This window comes from Luteibacter sp. 329MFSha (assembly GCF_900111665.1).
Classification (GTDB): domain Bacteria; phylum Pseudomonadota; class Gammaproteobacteria; order Xanthomonadales; family Rhodanobacteraceae; genus Luteibacter.
This window is the reverse complement of record NZ_FOJE01000005.1, coordinates 23,652-41,322: the sequence shown is the minus strand read 5'-3', so window position 1 is coordinate 41,322 and position 17,671 is coordinate 23,652. Positions and strand designations below refer to the sequence as shown.

Genomic DNA, 17,671 nt, shown 5'->3' with positions numbered 1-17,671 from the left:
CGCGTGTGGGGAGCAGCGATCGCGTCAGGTCGCCAGGTCTTCCCGATACGCGAACAGCCCCGGCACGCCGCCCGTGACGACGAACAGCACGGTCTCGCCATCGCGCACCGCGCCGGAGCGCAGGTCGTGCAGCAGGCCGGCGAACGCCTTACCCGAGTACACGGGATCCAGCAGCAGGCCTTCGTGGCTGGCGGCGAGGCGCACGGCTGCCTTCATCGCATCCGTCGGCACGCCGTAACCGCCGCCGAGCTGCGTGTCGTCGATCCGGACGTCGTCGCCGGCCACGCTCGATGACAAGCCGAGCAACACGAGCGTCTCGTTCGCGAGCGACACCGTCGACGCCCGCGCCTTCGCCGCGTCCGCCAGCACCGAGTAGGCGCGAACGACCGTCGGATCGCGTCCCATCGCCACGTAGCCCGACACGAGCCCGGCCTGCGTGCCGCTGCTTCCGTTCGGCACGACGACACGATCGAAGCGAAGATCCATCGACGCCTCCTGCTCCGCGATCTCCCGCGCGCAGCGCGCGTACCCGAGAGCGCCGGTCGGTGTCGATCCACCGAGGGGGATCACGAGAGCCTTGCGTCCCGCGCGCCCGAGCTCCGCGGTGCGAGCCTCCGCGACAGCAAGGCCGTTCACGCCATGGGCGAGCAGCACGGGTTTCGCACCGAACAGGTCGTCGAGCAATACATTGCCATTGGCTTCGTAGTCGACGCCGTCCTTCGGGACCATGCGCGACAGGTAGAGCTCGCACGCGAAACCATGCTTCGCCGCCGCGGCGGCGGTCAGGCGCGCATGATTGGATTGCAGGCCGCCGGTGCTGATGAGCGTGTCCGCTTCGATGGCGCGCGCGTGGCCAAGATGAAACTCCAGCTTGCGCAGCTTGTTGCCGCCGCCACCGAGCGTCATGGTGTCGTCGCGTTTCGCGAACAGGCGTATGCCACGGGCGGCGAGATCGAGTGCCTCCTCGATGCGCGTCAGGCGCTGGATCGAGGTCGGCCCGTCGAGCAGGTCGACGCGGGCGATGGTGTCGAGGGTGGGCAATAGGGTCATGGACGGGCTCTCCCAAACATGACGCGGATCATAGGCCGTACCGGCGCGTTTTTCGTGGCGAAAAAAAGCCCCGGTCTGGGGCCGGGGCTTTCAAAGGCGAAGCGGGTGTCGCGTACTACACCCTGGGACCGCGACGGAAGCCGCCGAAGAGCAGGGAAAGGATGAACAGGATCAGGAAGACCACGAAAAGGATCTTCGCGATGCTGGCAGCGCCCGCGGCGATGCCGGTGAAACCGAAGATCGCGGCGATCAGCGCGATCACGAAAAAGATGACGGCCCAATGCAGCATGATGTTCTCCTGGCGAGTGGTGTGGAGGGTGACGCTCAGTAATTCCGATCGATGCGGTCGCGGAAATCCTTGACCTGTCGTTCCGCTTCGTCCCTCGCCACGCCATAGCGCTCCTGGACCTTGCCTGCGAGGTACTCGCTGTTGCCTTCGGCCACCTTGAAGTCGTCGTCGGTCAGCTTGCCCCACTGTTCCTTCATCTTGCCCTCCAACTGCTTCCATTTGCCCTTGAGGGTGTCTTCGTTCATGGCGGATCCTCGATCGGTGTCTGCCTGTGCGCGCTTGCCGCGCCAGGTCGGTCGCCATTCGATCATCGGCGGGTTGAACGAGATGTCTCGGAGCGGTGAGGTGCCGTCTCACCGCGTTTATGCATCGCCTACACGAATCTTGCGTCGAAACGAAAAAAGGCGCGGCTTTCGCCGCGCCTTTCGTCGTACCGCCGGTGACGGCGCTTACTTCTTCTTGACCTCGAACGCCTCGTTGCCCACGGCCTGGCCGTTGAGCGAGACCGTGACCTTGTACTTGCCTTCCGGCCACTCGTTCGGGTTCTGGATCTTGAACGTGGTGACGGCCGGGCCATCGGTGCTGATGGACTGGCTGATGTCGCTCACCGTCGTGACGGTTTCGCCGTCCTGGAACGTCCACTTGGCGTTCAGGGTGGCGCCGGCGGTGGTGCCTTCCGTCGCGACCGACGCGTAGATCGTCTTGTCGGTCGGGGCGAACGCGTTCTTCGCCTTGGCGACCTTCTTGTCCGCGCCGACGGCGTTGCCGAGCGTGACCGAGCCGACCTTCAGCGATTCGCTGGCGGCGGCGGGAGCGGCCGGGGCGGCGGCCGGCGCCGAGGGCGCCGCGGCGGCGGTAGCGGCGGGCGCCGGAGCCGTTGCAGGAGCGGTGGCGGCAGGTGCCGGGGTCGCAGCCGCCGGAGCGGTGGCCGCCGGGGCCGGGGCGTCCTGCTGTTCGTCCTTCTTGCCGCAGGCGGTGAGGACCAGCAGGCCGGCGACCGTGGCCGTGGCGAGGGCGGACGAACGCATGGAAAGCTTCATGTCTTGGGTTCCGTCAAAGAGTGCTTGGATAACAGGATCGGGAGCTGCAGGCGTGCATCCCGTCGCCGCGGCAGGTTACAGGCTATACAACTAAAGGCAAGACCAATGAAGAACGCATGAATGCGCCATTCATCCTTACTGGCGCGCCCCGCGCGGGTTGCCCGGGACGGCGTTCGCGTCGGTGCTGCGGAACGGGTTGATGTCCAGTCCGCCCCGGCGCGTGTAGCGCGCGTACACGGAGAGCTCGCGTGGTGCGCAGCGCGCGCGGATGTCCATGAAAATGCGTTCGACGCACTGCTCGTGGAATTCCGTGTGGCTGCGAAACGAGACGAGGTAGCGGAGCAGCCCCGCATGATCGATGCGTTGGCCCGTATAGGCGATCTGCACGCTGCCCCAGTCCGGTTGCCCGGTGACCGGGCAGTTCGAACGGAGGAGGTGGGACACGACCGTCTCGCTCGCATCGCCGTCCAGCGTGCCGAGGAAATCGGCGCGGGGCGGACCGTAGCTGTCGAAATCGAGGTCCTGGTCGTCGAGGAGCTGGCCCTCCGGCTCCCCGAGCGGGCAGCCGTCCAGCTCGTTCGGAGCGCGAAGCCACACTTCGGCTCGGCCGCCGGCCGCGGCGGACAGGTCGCGCTGCAGGGTGTCGTGGACGATGTCCGGCCCCGCCATGCGCTCCTGCGCGAAGCTGTTCAGATAGAGCTTGAACGACTTGGATTCGACGATGTTGGGCGTGGTCGCCGGGAAACGGAACTCCGCCACGGCCACCACGGGCTTGCCGCGCATGTCGAGCCACGACAGCTCGTAGCCGTTCCAGACGTCCACGCCGTGGAAGGGGAGGTCGGCACCGTCCACACCAATCTCGTCGCGCTTGCCCTGGCGGGGGATCGGGAACAGCAGGCCGGCGTCGTAGCGGTCGGCGTAGGTCGTGGTCTTGCCCAGCGGGGAGTGTTCGGGGGACGACATGGCGGTTTGCAGCTGCGTACAAACCGCCATTATAGGCCACCTGCCGGTTCGCCCCTGGATCCGGCGAACCTCAGGCGTTGATGGACCCCATCATGTTCGACGCGTAGCGGTCGCCCACGGCCGAATCGGGCGGGAACACCGCGTCGATCTCCGCGATTTCCCCAGCGCTGAGCACCACGTCCGCCGCCGCGGCGTTCTCCTCGAGGTACTTCACGCGCTTCGTGCCGGGGATCGGCACGACGTCGTCGCCCCGGGCGATGACCCAGGCGAGCGCCAGCTGCCCGGGCGTGCAGCCCTTGTCGGCGGCGAAGGCCCTCACCTTGTCCACGATCGCGAGGTTCTTGGTGAAGTTCTCGCCGGTGAAGCGCGGGTTGACGCGGCGATAGTCGTCCTCGGCGAAATCCTCCGGCTTCGTGATCGCGCCGGTCAGGAAGCCGCGACCCAGCGGGCTGTAGGCGACGAAGGCGATGCCGTTTTCGCGGCAGGCGGCGAGCGTGCCCGTGGTCTCCGGGTCGCGCGTCCACAACGAGTATTCGCTCTGCAACGCGGCGATGGGGTGCACCTTCGCCGCGCGTGCGATCGACTCGGCCGACGCTTCCGACAGGCCGAGATAGCGCACCTTGCCTTCCTCGACGAGGCGGGCCATCGCGCCGACCGTTTCCTCGATCGGCACCGTGCGATCGACACGATGCTGGTAATACAGGTCGATGTGGTCGGTCTGGAGGCGGCGCAGGCTGCCCTCGACGGAGGCGCGGACGTACTCTGGGCGGCCGCTGATGCCGCGCTTCATCGGGTCGGCGGGGTCGCGGACGATGCCGAACTTGGTGGCGAGGAAGACGGCGTCGCGGCGGCCCTTGAGCGTGCGGCCGATCAGCTCCTCGTTGGTGTGCGGACCGTAGGCGTCGGAGGTGTCCCAGAACGTGATGCCCAGATCGAGCGCGCGTTCCAGCGTGGCGATCGATTCCTTCTCGTCGCCCTGGCCATAGAACTCGCTCATGCCCATGCAGCCGAGTCCCTGGATCGATACGGCCGGTCCGTTCTTGCCGAGTTGGCGGGTCTTCATGCGTGTTTCCTCCGGTTCGAGGGGGTGTCCGCCGTCGACGCCGGCGGGACCGTCGTGTCGGGCGCGGGGAGGGGTTCATCGGGGTAGATCGCGCGGTACAGGGCGATCTTCTCGTCCAGCCGCGCGATCGTCTCGGTGAGGTCGACGAGCTGGCCGCGCAGGTAGGCGGCGTGGCGGGCGAGCAGGTCGCCGCGCAGGCGGATGCTCTCCGGCGTCTCGCCGAGGCGGCGAAGCCGCACGTATTCCTGGATGTCCCGCATGGACATCCCGGTGCCGCGCAGCCGGACCACGAAGCCGATGAGGCGCAGGTCGGTGTCGCCGTAGACGCGCTGGCCGCCGCGCCGGGGCACGGGATCGATCAGGCCGATCTGTTCGTAATAGCGAAGGGTGTACGCCGTGAGGCCGGTCGCGAGCGCGGCCTCGGCGATGGTCATCGAGGTAGGCATTCGACGAGCCTACCCCTTCGAGTGCACTCGAGGTCAAGGCCCCCGTCCGGGGCCCGGTGCCGGTCAGTGGACCGGCGTGGGCTTGTGCTCGGCGTCGAGCGCGATCATCGTGAAGGTGCCGCGCGTGCACAGCTCGCGCTCACCGGTGATGAGGTCCTCGGTGTACATGGCGACGTCCACCTTCATGGACGTGCGGCCCACCGAGACGACCGTGGCGATCAGCTCCACCATCTGGCCCTTGCGCACCGGGACGTGGAAATCGACCTGCTCGGAGCGGGCGGTGACCACGACCTTCCGCGAGTAGCGCGAGGCGGCGAGGAACGCCGCCTTGTCCATCCACGCCAGCGCCTGGCCGCCGAAGAGCGTGCCCAGGTGGTTGGTGTGGTCCGGAAAGACGATCTCGAGGACACGGGCCTCGGTCGGGCGGGCGACGGGAAGGTTGGGGACGTTTTCGGTCATGGCTGTCCTAGTGTACCCGTTATGTTGCACCGCCGCATAACGGGTAGGAGCGCGCCTCGCGCGCGACATCTTTTGAGGCGGCGAGCAACAGGCCCCGTTGCTCTTCGCGAAAAGATGTCGCGCGCAGGGCGCGCTCCTACTATCGCGCTGTCAAAACGACTGGTCGAACGCCACCTCGCCCTGCACGCCCACCTGGTAGGAGGAGACGCGTCGCTCGAAGAAATTGGTCAGTTCCTGGACGTCCTGCAGGTCCATGAAGTCGAACGGGTTCTTCGCGCCGTACTTCTTCGGCATGTCGAGCTGGACCAGGCGCTGGTCGGCGCAGTATTCGAGGTACTGGCGCATGTCGTTGACCGAAAGACCGGCCACGCCGCCCGAGAGCACGTCGGCCGCGAACTGCGTTTCGCAGGCGATCGCGTCTTCCAGCATCGCCTCGACCTGCTGGCGCATCTCGTCGTCGAAGAGGTCCGGTTCCTGCTCGCGCACGGTGCGCACGACCTCGAACGCGAACGCCATGTGGCCGGACTCGTCGCGGAACACCCAGTTGGTGCCCGAGGCGAGGCCGTGCAGCAGACCGCGCGAACGCAGGTAGTACACGTAGGCGAACGCGGCGAAGAAGAACAGGCCTTCGATGCACGCGGCGAAGCAGATCAGGTTGAGGAGGAACTGACGGCGATGCTCGCGCGTCTCCAGGCGGTTGAGGTCCTGGATCGAGTCGATCCACTTGAAGCAGAACTCGCCCTTCTGGCGGATCGAGGGGATGCTTTCGATCGCCGCGAACGCCTTGTTTCGCTCGGCCGGCTCGGGGATGTAGGTGTCCAGCAGCGTGAGGTAGAACTGCACGTGCAGCGCTTCCTCGTACAGCTGGCGCGAGAGGAACATGCGCGCCTCGGGGGAGTTCACGTGCTGGTACAGGTTGAGCACCAGGTTGTTCGACACGATCGTGTCGCCCGTGGCGAAGAACGCCACGAGGCGATGGATCAGGTGACGGTCCGCGTCCGACATCTTCGACTTCAGGTCGGTGACGTCGAGCGAGAAGTCCACCTCCTCCACCGTCCACGTGTTGCGGATCGCGGCACGATACATCTCGTAGAACTGCGGGTATTTCATCGGCCGCAGCGTGAGCTCGAAGCCGGGATCGAGGATGTGGGTGTCGCGGGTGATGGGAGAAGCGGACATGGATGTGGGGCCTCGGAATTCGAAAAAGGTGCTGCTGGGAGATGGGAGAAGGGAAGTGGGGGCGCTGCGCTCGGCAGTCCGACGGGGCCGGTGGCGCTACATGAGCCTCACCGGAACCCTCGGGCGATCGTCCATGCGCCCCCCATTCCCATCCCCCAGCCCCGGCTTTACTGGCAGGCTTCGCAGTACTCGGGGTTCTCGAGCGAGCAGAACACCGCGGCTTCCGCCTGTTCCTGCGCGTCCTTCGACGGCGCGACGGGTGCCGGCGCGGCGGCCGTGGAACTGACCGTCGTCTTCGCGATACGGGTGGCCGGCCGCGAGCGCAGGTAGTAGGTCGTCTTGATGCCGGCCTTCCACGCGTACATGTACATGGACGACAGCTGCCCGATGTTCGGGTTCTCCATGAACAGGTTCAGCGACTGGCTCTGGTCGATGTATGCGCCGCGCGCGGCGGCCAGGTCGATCAGGGCCTTCTGCGGCAGCTCCCACGTGGTGCGATACACCGCGCGCAGCTCGGCCGGGATCGCGGCGATGCCCTGCACGGAGCCTTCGGCCAGCTTGATCTGGTCGCGGATGTCCGCGGTCCACAGGCCGAGCGTCTTGAGCTCCTCGACGAGGTAGCGGTTGACGACGAGGAAGTCGCCCGACAGCGTCTCGCGCTTGAAGAGGTTGGACACCTGCGGCTCGATGCATTCGTAGCAGCCGGCGATCGAGGCGATCGTCGCGGTCGGCGCGATGGCGATCAGCAGCGAGTTGCGCAGGCCCTTCGCCTTGATGTTCTCGCGTAGCTTCGCCCAGCGGTCGTCCTTTCCGGTCGGCGTCGCGGCCGGCCAGTAGTCGAACTGCAGCTCGCCGTTGGCGGCGCGGCTCTCGTCGAAGCCCGGGTGGGCGCCGTCGCGTTCGGCGATCTCGTTCGACATCGACAGCGCGTGGAAGTAGATCTCTTCCTGGATGCGCGTCGACAGCGCGCGTGCCTCGTCCGAATCGAACGGCAGGCGCAGTTTGAAGAAGACATCCTGCAGGCCCATCACGCCGAGGCCGACCGGGCGCCACTTCAGGTTCGCCGTCTTCGCCGTGGCGATCGGATAGAAGTTCAGGTCGATCACGCGGTTGAGCTGGCGCACGGCGGTGCGCACGGTCGCGGCGAGCTTGTCGAAGTCGAACGCGCCGTCGACCACATGGCGGGCGAGATTCACGGAGCCGAGGTTGCACACCGCGGTCTCGTTCTCGTTGGTCACCTCGAGGATCTCGGTGCACAGGTTCGACAGGTGGATGACGTTCTTCGCCAGCGCCGTCTGGTTGCTGGTGGCGTTCGAGCGGTCCTTGAACGTCATCCAGCCGTTACCCGTCTGCGCGAGCGAGCGCAGCATGCGGGCGTAGAGTTCGCGTGCCTTGATCGACTTGACGGCGAGGCCGTCGGCCTCCGCCTTCTCGTAGGCGGCGTCGAACGCCGGACCCCACGTGTCGACGAAGTGCGGCACGATCTTGGGATCGAACAGCGACCAGTCGCCGTCGGTCTCCACGCGGCGCATGAAGAGATCGGGCACCCAGTTGGCGAGGTTCAGGTTGTGCGTGCGGCGCGCGTCGTCACCGGTGTTCTCGCGCAGCTCGAGGAATTCCTCGATGTCCGCGTGCCACGATTCGAGGTACACGCAGGCGGCGCCCTTGCGCTTGCCGCCCTGGTTCACCGCGGCGACGGAAGCGTCCAGCGTCTTCAGCCACGGCACGAGGCCGTTCGAATGACCGTTGGTGCCCTTGATCAGGGAACCGCGCGAACGGATGCGCGAGTAGGCGAGGCCGATGCCACCGGCGAACTTCGACAGCTGCGCGACGTCGCCGTACTTGGCGTAGATCGACTCCAGCGCGTCCTGCGGCGAATCGAGCAGGAAGCACGACGAGAGCTGCTCGTGCGCGGTGCCGGCGTTGAACAGCGTCGGCGAGCTGGCGAGGTATTCCAGCGACGAGAGCATGCGGTACAGCTCGAGCGTCTCGGCCACGTCGTTCCCGCCGAGCGCGCACGCGATGCGCATGAAGAAGTACTGCGGCGTCTCGATGACGAACCGCTTCGTCGGATGGCGCAGAAGGTAGCGGTCGTAGACCGTGCGCAGGCCGAAGTATTCGAAGCGGCGCGAGGCGGAGGTATCGACGGCGTCGTTGAGCTTGCGCGCGTTCACCTGCACGAAATCGCGGAGGCGCTCGTTGAGGATGCCCAGCTCGAAGCCGGTCGAGATCGACTGCGAGAACGAGTGGATGTCCTGGCCCGACACTTCCTTGTCGACGAAGGCGGCGAGCAGGCGCGCGGCGAGCTGGCCGTACTCCGGCTCCTCGGCGGTGAGCGCCGCCGCGGTGCGGATCGAGAGCTGGTCGAGCTCCTGGGTGGTCGCGCCGTCGTAGAGGCCGCCGATCGTCTTCAGCGCCACGCGCATGGGATCGACCGCGAACAGTCCGTCGGCGCTGCGCGTCACCGCGCGCACGATCTTGTTCACGTCCACGGCTTCCTGGCCGCCGTTGCGCTTGGTCACGCGCATCTGGCCCGGGTTGTGCGGGGGCGTCAGGGTGAAGGCCGGCGGCGCGTCGTTGCGGTAGCCGGCGGCCGGTGCCGTGCTGGCGGCCGTGGTCGAAGTGGTGACGGCGGCGTCGGCCGTCTCGGTGCGCTCGCGCGCGGAGGAATCCATCGTGATCGTCATTGGCGTGCCCCAGGGCCGTGTCCGGACTCCCGTTCCCTCGAACGGGTCTCGACGCGGTTCGGGCCGGGCGGAAAGGGTCGCGACGGAGCGCGCACGAAGGCGCTCCGGTCCGCGACGTGCCTCCCCGCGGAAGCCGTCACCACGAATCGGCGCCGCGCTGGGCACCGACTGTCGGCAGGTCTTCGGACTCGTGGACGAGGGCCTTCGGGCCGACCTAGCCCGTCGCTTCCCAGCCCCCGGAGGGCCAGTGCTGATGACGGGGTCGTTTCCACTTACCGCTGCGGGGCAGTTCCGGATTCGCACCGGATTCCCTTTTAAGTCCGACGGGCAGTCGCGCCTCGCCGGACACCAACGCGACACACGATATAGGCGGACCTGCGGTGGGTCAACACAAGATGTGGGGTCACCTGCTATGTCCCTGATACGCCGCGCCCTGCCGCCCTTCGCACGATGTGAAGGTCGTCTACACAAAGTTGACCGGGGTCCGACGATAAACTGTGAACTTCTTTTTGCGGACCCATAGAGGCCCGATGCCCCCGTCGCTCGCGCTGCAGGACCACAGCCTCATCTCCCGGTCGCTCGATTCGCTTCCTTATGGATTCGTGGCGCTTTCTCCCGCCGGGGACATCCTGTACGCGAACGCGTGGGCCGCCGGCCGGATGCCCGAAGGGGGCTTCCTGTCGATGTGGAACGCCGAGGGGCGCGAACGCGTCGAGGCGGCGCTGGCAGCGCCCGATGAAGACACCGCGCGCGGCTTCCAGATCGCGACGGGGACCGGTGGCCCGTGGCGGGTCGCTTTCGAAGCCTGGAACGATCAGACCCTCGGGCCGGTGGTGCTCGGGACCTTCCAGCCCGCGGGCGCGGTCGATGGTGGCTGGACCCAGGGCGACGGCGACATGGCACTGGGGATCACCCACGGCCAGCTCCGCCAGGCCCAGAAGATGGACGCCATCGGCAAATTGACCGGCGGCGTCGCGCACGACTTCAACAATCTGCTGCAGGTCATCAGCGGCAACCTCCAGCTGCTCGGGGCGGACATCGCCGGCAACGCGCGCGCCGAGCGTCGCGTCGCCAACGCCATGGCCGGCGTCACGCGCGGCACGAAGCTCGCCGCCCAGCTGCTCGCCTTCGGCCGCCGCCAGCCGCTCGCGCCCAAGGTGGTGAACATCGGCCGCTTCGTCCGCGACATGGACGACCTGCTCCGGCGCGCGCTCGGCGAGGCCATCGAGGTGGAAACCGTGGTCGCGGGCGGCCTGTGGAACACGCTCATCGACCCGGGCAACGTGGAGAACGCGCTGCTCAACCTGGCGATCAATGCCCGCGACGCGATGGAAGGGCAGGGCAAGCTCACGATCGAGGCCGGCAACGCGCTGCTGGACGCGACGTACGCGGACGCCCATGGCGATCTGCGTCCGGGCCAGTACGTGATGATCGCGGTCACCGATACGGGCACCGGCATTCCCCCGGAGATCATCGAGCAGGTCTTCGAACCGTTCTTCACGACCAAGCCCGAAGGACGGGGCACGGGCCTGGGCCTGTCCATGGTGTACGGCTTCGTCAAGCAGTCCGGCGGTCACGTGAAGATCTACAGCGAACCCGGCCACGGCACCACCGTGAAGATCTACCTGCCGCGTTCGACGCAGAGCGAGGACCGCGTCGTCGCGGTCGAGGAGGAAGGCGTGCGTGGTGGTGACGAAACCGTGCTGGTCGTGGAAGACGACGACGCCGTGCGCGAGACCGTCGTCGGCATGCTCGGCGACCTCGGCTATCGCGTGCTCAAGGCGCGCGACGCGCAGAGCGCGCTCTCGATCATCGAAAGCGGTATCGCGATCGATCTCCTGTTCACCGACGTCGTCATGCCTGGCACGCTGCGCAGCCCCGAGCTGGCGCGCAAGGCGGTCGAGCGGCAGCCGGGCATCGCCGTGCTCTTCACTTCCGGCTATACCGAAAACGCGATCGTCCACGGCGGCCGTCTCGACGAGGGCGTCGAGCTGCTGAGCAAGCCCTATACGCGCGATCAGCTGGCGCGCCGTGTCCGTCACGTGCTCGCCACGCGGCAGCGCCCGGCGGATCCCATCGCGGCGGTGGCTCCGTCGGAATCGGACCGCGTAGCGCCGCTGCGCGTGCTCGTGGTCGAGGACGACGCATTGATCCGCATGTCGATCAGCGAAATGCTCGAGAGCCGCGGGCACATCGTCTTCGAGGCCGGCGACGGCACCGAGGCCACCCGGCTGCATGCATCGGAGACGATCGATGTCCTGCTGGCCGACGTCGGCCTTCCCGGTATCAGCGGCGTGGAACTCGCCGCGCGACTTCGGGAATCCCAACCGACGCTTCCGGTGCTCTACGCCACGGGCGATCACCTCGCCAATGGCGTCGTCCGCGACGAGCGCACGGCGATCATCGTGAAACCGTACGGCGTCGCGGACCTCATGCAGGCGATCGACCGCATCGCGCGTCGTTGAGGCATTCTCATCGCGGTGGGAGCGTGCTCCCACCGCGGCTTAGCCGCTGTTCCTCAGGGCAACATGTGCCCGCCGGTCACGCCATACGTCTCGCCCGTGATGAAGCTGGCTTCCTGGCTCGCCAGCAGCACGTAGACGGGCGCGCACTCCACCGGCTGTCCGGGCCGCTTGAGCGGCACGTTCTTGCCGAATTCGACGACTTTCTCCTGCGGCTGACCGCCACTCGGCTGCAGCGGCGTCCACACCGGACCGGGGGCGACCGCGTTCACGCGGATGCCTTTCTCGGCCGCCTGCTTCGCCAATGCCTTGGTGAACGCCACGATGGACGCCTTGGTCTGCGCGTAGTCGAGCAGGATATCGGACGGCTCATAGGCCTGGATCGACGCGGTGTTCACGATCGCGGCCCCGGGCGGCATGTGCGGCATGGCGGCCTTCGTGAGCCAGAACAGCGCGAAGACGTTGGTGCGGAACGTCGATTCGAACGACTCGCTGTCGAGCTCGTCGATCGACTTCGCGAACTGCTGGCGACCTGCCACGTTCGCGAGGATGTCGAGGCCGCCGAGCTCCTTCACGGTGGTCGCGACCAGTTCCTTGCAGAAGGCCTCGTCGGCGAGATCGCCGGGCACGCCGATGATCGTGTGACCCTCGCCGCTCAGCAGGGCGATGACCTCGTCGGCGTCCTTCTGTTCTTCCGGCAGGTAGTTGATGACGACATCCGCGCCTTCGCGCGCGAACGCGATGGCGGCGGCGCGACCGATGCCGGAATCGCCGCCGGTGACCAACGCCTTCCGGCCCTTCAGACGTCCGTTGCCTCGGTAACTGGTCTCGCCGTGGTCCGGTTTGGGCACCATTTCCCGCGCGAGGCCGGGCACCGGCTGCGGCTGCTTGGAGAAATCGGGCTGCGGATACTGCGTGCGCGGATCGCGCATCGCGTACGGATCGCTGGCGGCTGCTTTCGACATGAGGGAAGCCTCGGGGTCGTGGGGAGGAGGCCTTCCTGTTTACGTGCCGGAACGTCCATGTCCCGTCCACGTCGTGTCATGTCATTTGCCCATGCCGAGCATGCCCTTGCCCTGCTTGAGGACGGCGTCGCAGACCTTGCGCGTCAGCTGGGCCTTCACATCGCCCGCGCCGCCGGCGCCCGCACCCGCGCCCGCGCTGCCAAGATCGAGCGTCTTGCCGCCGGACGTCCGCAGCAGGCCCTTTGCGCCATCGAGGTACCCCTTGTCCTGGGTAGGCGCCGCCGCGGAACTGCCCTCGGTGGGCTTCGGCGCGCTGCGGTTCTGCACGTCGCCGGTGGGAATGCCGTCGGCACCGTCGCTCCCGGCGTGCGTGCCTAGCTTGCCGAGCAGTTGATCCTTGATGCCCGACGCGCCGCTGTCGCCGCCCAGGTAATTGTTCGTCACGCAGTACTGCAGGATGCCGGCGGCGTTGCCCTTGCTGGCCGAGGTCAGCGAGCCGCCTCCACCCATCATCCCCTTGAGGCTGTCGAGTTGCCCGGCGGTCGCGGGCAGGGCGGCGCAGGCGGAGGCGAGGGCGATCCCGGCGATCAGCGTCTTCATGGCGTGCTCCATGGTCGAAGGTGCGGATGGGATACCGCGTCGCGCGTTAGATGGATGTATGGACGGCCACGCCGCCGCGTTATGCTCGACGACGACCGAAGATGAAGAAAGGCCCTCGCCTTGCGCAAACGCCATGTCGCCCTCGCCGGCGCACTGCTCGTCCTGTCGCCCCTCGCCACCGCGGCGGTCACGCTGTCCCTGCCACGCGTCGAGCGCAGCGACACGCCCGGTTACGTCGATGTCTCCGCGCCGCGCTTCTCGTGGGTCGTGCGCGACGACCGCAACGGCACGGTGCAGCAGGGCTATCGCATCGTGGTCTCGGCCGGAGGCGGCACCGTATGGGATAGCGGTGAGGTCGACGAGCCACGATCGTTCGACATCGCGTATGCGGGACCCACGCTCGAGCCAGGCACTCGCTACGCATGGCGAGTCACGGTCCGCACGAACCACGGTAAGGCCGAGGTGTCGTCGTATTTCGACACGGCGCTGGACGAGCCGGGCTGGCGCGGCGCGCGATGGATCGGCAAGCCCGCCGACATACTGCCCGCGCCGCTGCTGCGCAAGTCGTTCGCGATCGACGGTGCGGTCGAGCGCGCGACGCTGTACGTCGCCGCCGGCGGCTACGCGGACGTAGCGATCGACGGCAAGCCGGTCAGCGACGCCGTGCTGTCGCCGGGGTTCACCGACTATGCGAAGCGTGTCGAAGTCGTCGCGCACGATGTGTCCCTCGCGCCCGGCGACCACACCCTCACCACGGAGCTCGGGCGGGGTTTCTACGGCCTGACCAACGTCAACGTGTGGCATTGGGAGAAGGCGCCCTGGCACGGCAAGCCGAGGATCCGCGCGTTGCTTCGGGTGCGTTACGAGGACGGCCGCAGCGAAGACGTCGTCACGGACGAAAGCTGGCAGGTGGCGGACGGTCCGACGCGCCTGGACGATCTCTACGGCGGCGAAACGTACGATGCGCGCGCCGTCACGCCAGCGCGATGGTCGGCTGCCGCCGCGCTGCCCGCGCCCGCGGGACGCCTCGTCGCGCAGACCGAGCAACCGATCCGCGTGATCGAGACGCTGAAAGCGAGCGAGGTCACGGAGCCTGTGCCCGGAACCTACGTCGTCGCCTTCCCGCGCGTCGTCGCGGGATGGGCGACGTTCGACATGAACGGTCCGGCGGGCACGACGGTCGTCGCGCATTACGGCGAGACGCTCGCGCCCGACGGCACCGTGCAATGGCGTGACGAACACCACTACGTGAAAGGCGACTTCCAGACGGACCGGATCACGCTCGCGGGCGGCCCACTGCGCTGGCATCCGAAGTTCTCGTACAAAGGATTCCGCTATGTGCAGCTTGAAGGCTGGCCGGGTGGCAAGCCGCGACCCGAGGCCATCACGGCGCAGGTGGTCCATACCGACGTCGCGATCACGGGGCGATTCGACAGCTCGAACGCGCTGCTGAACTGGATCCATCGCGCCACCGTCGACACGATGGTGAACAACCTCCACGGCATCCCGACCGATACACCGATGTACGAGAAGAACGGCTGGACCGGCGACGGCATGCTCGCGGCGGACATGTTCCTGCGCAACGTCGACGCCGATCGTCTGCTCGCGAAATGGGTGCGCGACATCGCGGACACGCGCAACGCCGAAGGGGCGCCGCTGCTCATCGCACCGAACCCGGGCTGGGGCACGGGCCGCGCACCGACCTGGCATTCGGCCTATGTGTTCGTGCCGTGGTCCTTGTGGATGTTCGCGGGCGATCGTCGGCCGATCGACGAGCACATCGACGGCATCGCACGCTATGTGGCGCTGGAGGATGCGCGTTCGCCGGGCGGCATCGCGGATACCGACCTCGGCGACTGGGTCAGTCCGGAGAGCGATCCGGGCGGCGGCAACGCGCCGGAAGACAAGCGGATCGCCGCCACGGCGTATCTCTACGGCATGGAAAAGACGACCGCCGCGATGCTGAGGCTCACCGGCAACGAAGCCGGGGCCCGCGCGTTCGACGCGAAGGCGGCGCGCGTGCGTGACGCGTTCAACGCGCGCTTCCTCGATCGCGAGGCCGCGCGCTACCGGGGTGAGGGCGACGATGGTTATCGGCAGGCGCACAACCTGCTCGCGCTGGTGTTCGGTCTCGTGCCCGACGATCTGCGGGCGCGGGTGGCCGATGGCGTCGCCGCCGATGCGAGAGCGCGCGGCGACCACCTCAGCACCGGTGCGCTCGCGACGAAGGTCATCCTTCCGGTGCTCACCGCCACCGGACACCAGGACGAGGCATGGGCGATCGCCACGCAGGTGACGTTCCCGAGCTGGGGATTCTGGCGAGCGAACGGCGCGACGAGCCTCTGGGAACACTGGAAGCTCTCCTCGCGCTCGCGCGGTCACTACTTCCTCGGCACGATCGACGACTGGCTCTACGGCGACGTCGCCGGCCTGCGTCCGCTCGAACCGGGCTGGCGCCGTTTCGAAGTGCGGCCGCAGTTGACGGCATTCCTCGACCACGCCTCGGCCAGCGTGATGACGCCGCATGGCGAGGCATCGGTCGCGTGGCGCAAGACGCGCGGCACGGTGGAGGCGGATGTCGTGGTACCGGTCGGCACCGAGGCTACCATCGTGCTGCCCGGGGCGCCGTATCGCGTCGTCGGCGCGGGCAGGCATCACCTCGCCTCGCGCTGATCGCACGCCGTTACGATCGACCACGCCGGCTCATGATCTGAAGAAGGAACCCAAGATGCTCCACCCTCCGAGCTACGTCCACGGCGCGAGCGATACGCCCCTCCTGGGCGAAACCGTCGGCGCGCTGCTCGACCGCATCGTCGCCCGCTGGCCTGAACGCCCCGCACTCGTCGTGCGCGCCCAGGGCATTCGCTGGACTTACGCGCGGTTCGCGGAGGAGGTGGAGCGGGTCGCCGCCGGGTTGCTCGCGCTGGGCCTCGAGCCAGGCGACCGGGTGGGCATCTGGGCGCCGAACCGCGCCGAGTGGGTCGTCGCGCAGTTCGCCGCGCCCAAGGCCGGCCTCATCCTCGTCAACATCAATCCCGCCTATCGCTCGCACGAGCTGGCGTATTCGCTCAACAAGGTCGCCTGTCGCGCACTGATGCTTCCGCGCAGCTTCAAGGCGTCGCATTACCTCGATATCCTGCTCGGCCTCGCGCCAGAACTGGCGACCGCACCGGCGGGCCGCTGGCGCGCCGCCGCTCTGCCCGACCTGCGCCACGTGATCCTGCTCGACGACGAGGCCGCGCCCGGCACGCTGCGCTGGCAGGACATCGCAGCGGACGCGGCGGCGCGTGAGCGGCTGGCTGTCGTGGAGGCGGCGCTGTCGTTCGACGACCCGGTCAACATCCAGTTCACCTCGGGCACGACGGGCGCCCCGAAGGGCGCGACGCTCACGCACCACAACATCGTCAACAACGGCTTCTTCATCGGCGAAGCGATGCGCCTCACCGAGGAAGATCGCCTGTGCATTCCCGTGCCGTTCTATCACTGCTTCGGCATGGTGCTGGGCAATCTGGCCTGCGTGACGCACGGCGCCTGCATGGTGATCCCGGGAGAAGGTTTCGACGCGCTCGCGACGCTCGAAACCGTCGCCGAGGAGCGCTGCACCGCCCTGCATGGCGTGCCGACGATGTTCATCGCCGAACTGGAACATCCGCGCTTCCGCGAGTTCGACCTCACGAGTCTGCGCACCGGGATCATGGCGGGTTCGCCATGCCCGATCGAAGTGATGCGCCGCGTGGTCCGCGACATGCACATGGCGGACGTGACCATCGCCTACGGCATGACGGAAACCAGCCCCGTCAGCTTCCAGACGGTGCCGGACGACCCGCTGGACCTGCGCGTATCGACGGTCGGCCGCGTCCATCCGCATGTGGAAGTGAAGATCGTGGACGAGGCGGGTCGCGTCGTTCCGCGTGGCACGCCCGGGGAGCTGCTGACGCGCGGCTATTCCGTGATGCGCGGTTACTGGAACGACGACGAGAACACGCGACGCGCGCTGGACGACGCGCGCTGGATGCACACCGGCGACCTGGCCGTGCTCGACGACGACGGCTACTGCAGCATCGTCGGGCGCCTGAAGGACATGATCATCCGTGGCGGCGAGAACATCTATCCACGCGAGATCGAGGAGTTCCTCTACGGACACCCCGACATTCAGGACGTGCAGGTCTTCGGCGTGCCCGACGCGAAGTTCGGCGAGCAGGTCTGCGCGTGGATCCGCGTGCGCGACGGCGCGCGACTGACGGTCGCCTCGGTGCAGGAGTACTGCCGTCGGCACCTCGCGTACTTCAAGGTGCCGCACTACGTACGGTTCGTCGACACCTTTCCCATGACCGTGACGGGCAAGGTACAGAAGTACCTGATGCGTGAGGCGATGGTGGCGGAACTCGCGCGGACGGCAGCGCCCTAGCCGGGGCAGTGCGATGCGAAAGATGCACCCCCCTCCACCCGGGATTCACGCAACGGCCTC

The 17,671-nt window shown here is 67.5% G+C and carries 15 protein-coding genes and 1 riboswitch; of the genes, 3 read left to right on the top strand and 12 right to left on the bottom strand.

All coding sequences use genetic code 11. The features are described from left to right. Nucleotides 1-24: 24 nt before the first annotated feature. The 10 genes from BMW54_RS17250 to BMW54_RS17205 form a co-directional block, all read right to left on the bottom strand. Complete coding sequence (locus BMW54_RS17250) at nucleotides 25-1,050, bottom strand: D-cysteine desulfhydrase family protein (RefSeq protein WP_090058592.1); 1,026 nt, start codon at nucleotides 1,048-1,050, stop codon at nucleotides 25-27. Nucleotides 1,051-1,165: 115 nt separating this feature from the next. Then, nucleotides 1,166-1,339, bottom strand: a complete 174-nt coding sequence (locus BMW54_RS17245) for a DUF1328 domain-containing protein (RefSeq protein ID WP_029213207.1) — start codon at nucleotides 1,337-1,339, stop codon at nucleotides 1,166-1,168. Nucleotides 1,340-1,374: 35 nt separating this feature from the next. Then, the gene (locus BMW54_RS17240) at nucleotides 1,375-1,584 is read right to left on the bottom strand and encodes a CsbD family protein (RefSeq protein ID WP_090058589.1); all 210 of its coding nucleotides are present in this window, start codon (nucleotides 1,582-1,584) and stop codon (nucleotides 1,375-1,377) included. Nucleotides 1,585-1,788: 204 nt separating this feature from the next. Further along, nucleotides 1,789-2,379 (bottom strand): hypothetical protein, encoded by a 591-nt coding sequence (locus tag BMW54_RS17235; RefSeq protein ID WP_090058587.1) that lies wholly within the window; start codon nucleotides 2,377-2,379, stop codon nucleotides 1,789-1,791. Nucleotides 2,380-2,514: 135 nt separating this feature from the next. Beyond that, the gene (gene queF / locus BMW54_RS17230; protein WP_090059047.1) at nucleotides 2,515-3,342 is read right to left on the bottom strand and encodes an NADPH-dependent 7-cyano-7-deazaguanine reductase QueF; all 828 of its coding nucleotides are present in this window, start codon (nucleotides 3,340-3,342) and stop codon (nucleotides 2,515-2,517) included. Nucleotides 3,343-3,412: 70 nt separating this feature from the next. Beyond that, nucleotides 3,413-4,405, bottom strand: a complete 993-nt coding sequence (locus tag BMW54_RS17225) for an aldo/keto reductase (RefSeq protein WP_090058584.1) — start codon at nucleotides 4,403-4,405, stop codon at nucleotides 3,413-3,415. After that, the gene (locus BMW54_RS17220; RefSeq protein WP_090058581.1) at nucleotides 4,402-4,851 is read right to left on the bottom strand and encodes a MerR family transcriptional regulator; all 450 of its coding nucleotides are present in this window, start codon (nucleotides 4,849-4,851) and stop codon (nucleotides 4,402-4,404) included. Before BMW54_RS17220 ends, BMW54_RS17225 begins: the two co-directional genes overlap by 4 nt. Before the next feature lie 63 nt (nucleotides 4,852-4,914). Continuing rightward, nucleotides 4,915-5,310 (bottom strand): acyl-CoA thioesterase, encoded by a 396-nt coding sequence (locus BMW54_RS17215; protein ID WP_090058578.1) that lies wholly within the window; start codon nucleotides 5,308-5,310, stop codon nucleotides 4,915-4,917. Nucleotides 5,311-5,460: 150 nt separating this feature from the next. Beyond that, complete coding sequence (locus BMW54_RS17210; protein ID WP_090058575.1) at nucleotides 5,461-6,489, bottom strand: ribonucleotide-diphosphate reductase subunit beta; 1,029 nt, start codon at nucleotides 6,487-6,489, stop codon at nucleotides 5,461-5,463. 167 nt (nucleotides 6,490-6,656) lie between these two features. Further along, on the bottom strand, nucleotides 6,657-9,164 hold the full coding sequence (locus BMW54_RS17205) for a ribonucleoside-diphosphate reductase subunit alpha (RefSeq protein WP_090059044.1): 2,508 nt from the start codon (nucleotides 9,162-9,164) through the stop codon (nucleotides 6,657-6,659). Nucleotides 9,165-9,331: 167 nt separating this feature from the next. Next, nucleotides 9,332-9,544: riboswitch (cobalamin riboswitch) on the bottom strand. A gap of 162 nt (nucleotides 9,545-9,706) precedes the next feature. On the opposite strand from BMW54_RS17205, the gene BMW54_RS17200 reads away from it, so the two are divergent. Further along, a complete protein-coding gene (locus BMW54_RS17200) occupies nucleotides 9,707-11,641 on the top strand; it encodes a response regulator (protein WP_090058569.1) in 1,935 nt (644 codons plus the stop codon). A gap of 53 nt (nucleotides 11,642-11,694) precedes the next feature. Here the strand turns inward: BMW54_RS17200 and BMW54_RS17195 are convergent, their stop codons facing one another. Both BMW54_RS17195 and BMW54_RS17190 read right to left on the bottom strand, forming a co-directional pair. Further along, nucleotides 11,695-12,603 carry an SDR family oxidoreductase gene (locus BMW54_RS17195; RefSeq protein WP_090058566.1) on the bottom strand — a complete coding sequence of 303 codons (909 nt, stop codon included), beginning with the start codon at nucleotides 12,601-12,603 and terminating at the stop codon, nucleotides 11,695-11,697. An 81-nt stretch (nucleotides 12,604-12,684) separates the two neighbouring features. Continuing rightward, on the bottom strand, nucleotides 12,685-13,203 hold the full coding sequence (locus BMW54_RS17190; RefSeq protein ID WP_217642673.1) for a DUF2501 domain-containing protein: 519 nt from the start codon (nucleotides 13,201-13,203) through the stop codon (nucleotides 12,685-12,687). A gap of 120 nt (nucleotides 13,204-13,323) precedes the next feature. Here BMW54_RS17190 and BMW54_RS17185 point away from each other — a divergent pair, with 120 nt between their 5' ends. Beyond that, the gene (locus BMW54_RS17185; RefSeq protein ID WP_090058560.1) at nucleotides 13,324-15,876 is read left to right on the top strand and encodes an alpha-L-rhamnosidase; all 2,553 of its coding nucleotides are present in this window, start codon (nucleotides 13,324-13,326) and stop codon (nucleotides 15,874-15,876) included. A gap of 55 nt (nucleotides 15,877-15,931) precedes the next feature. Continuing rightward, nucleotides 15,932-17,611, top strand: a complete 1,680-nt coding sequence (locus tag BMW54_RS17180; RefSeq protein ID WP_090058556.1) for an AMP-binding protein — start codon at nucleotides 15,932-15,934, stop codon at nucleotides 17,609-17,611. The last annotated feature ends 60 nt before the right edge of the window (nucleotides 17,612-17,671 follow it).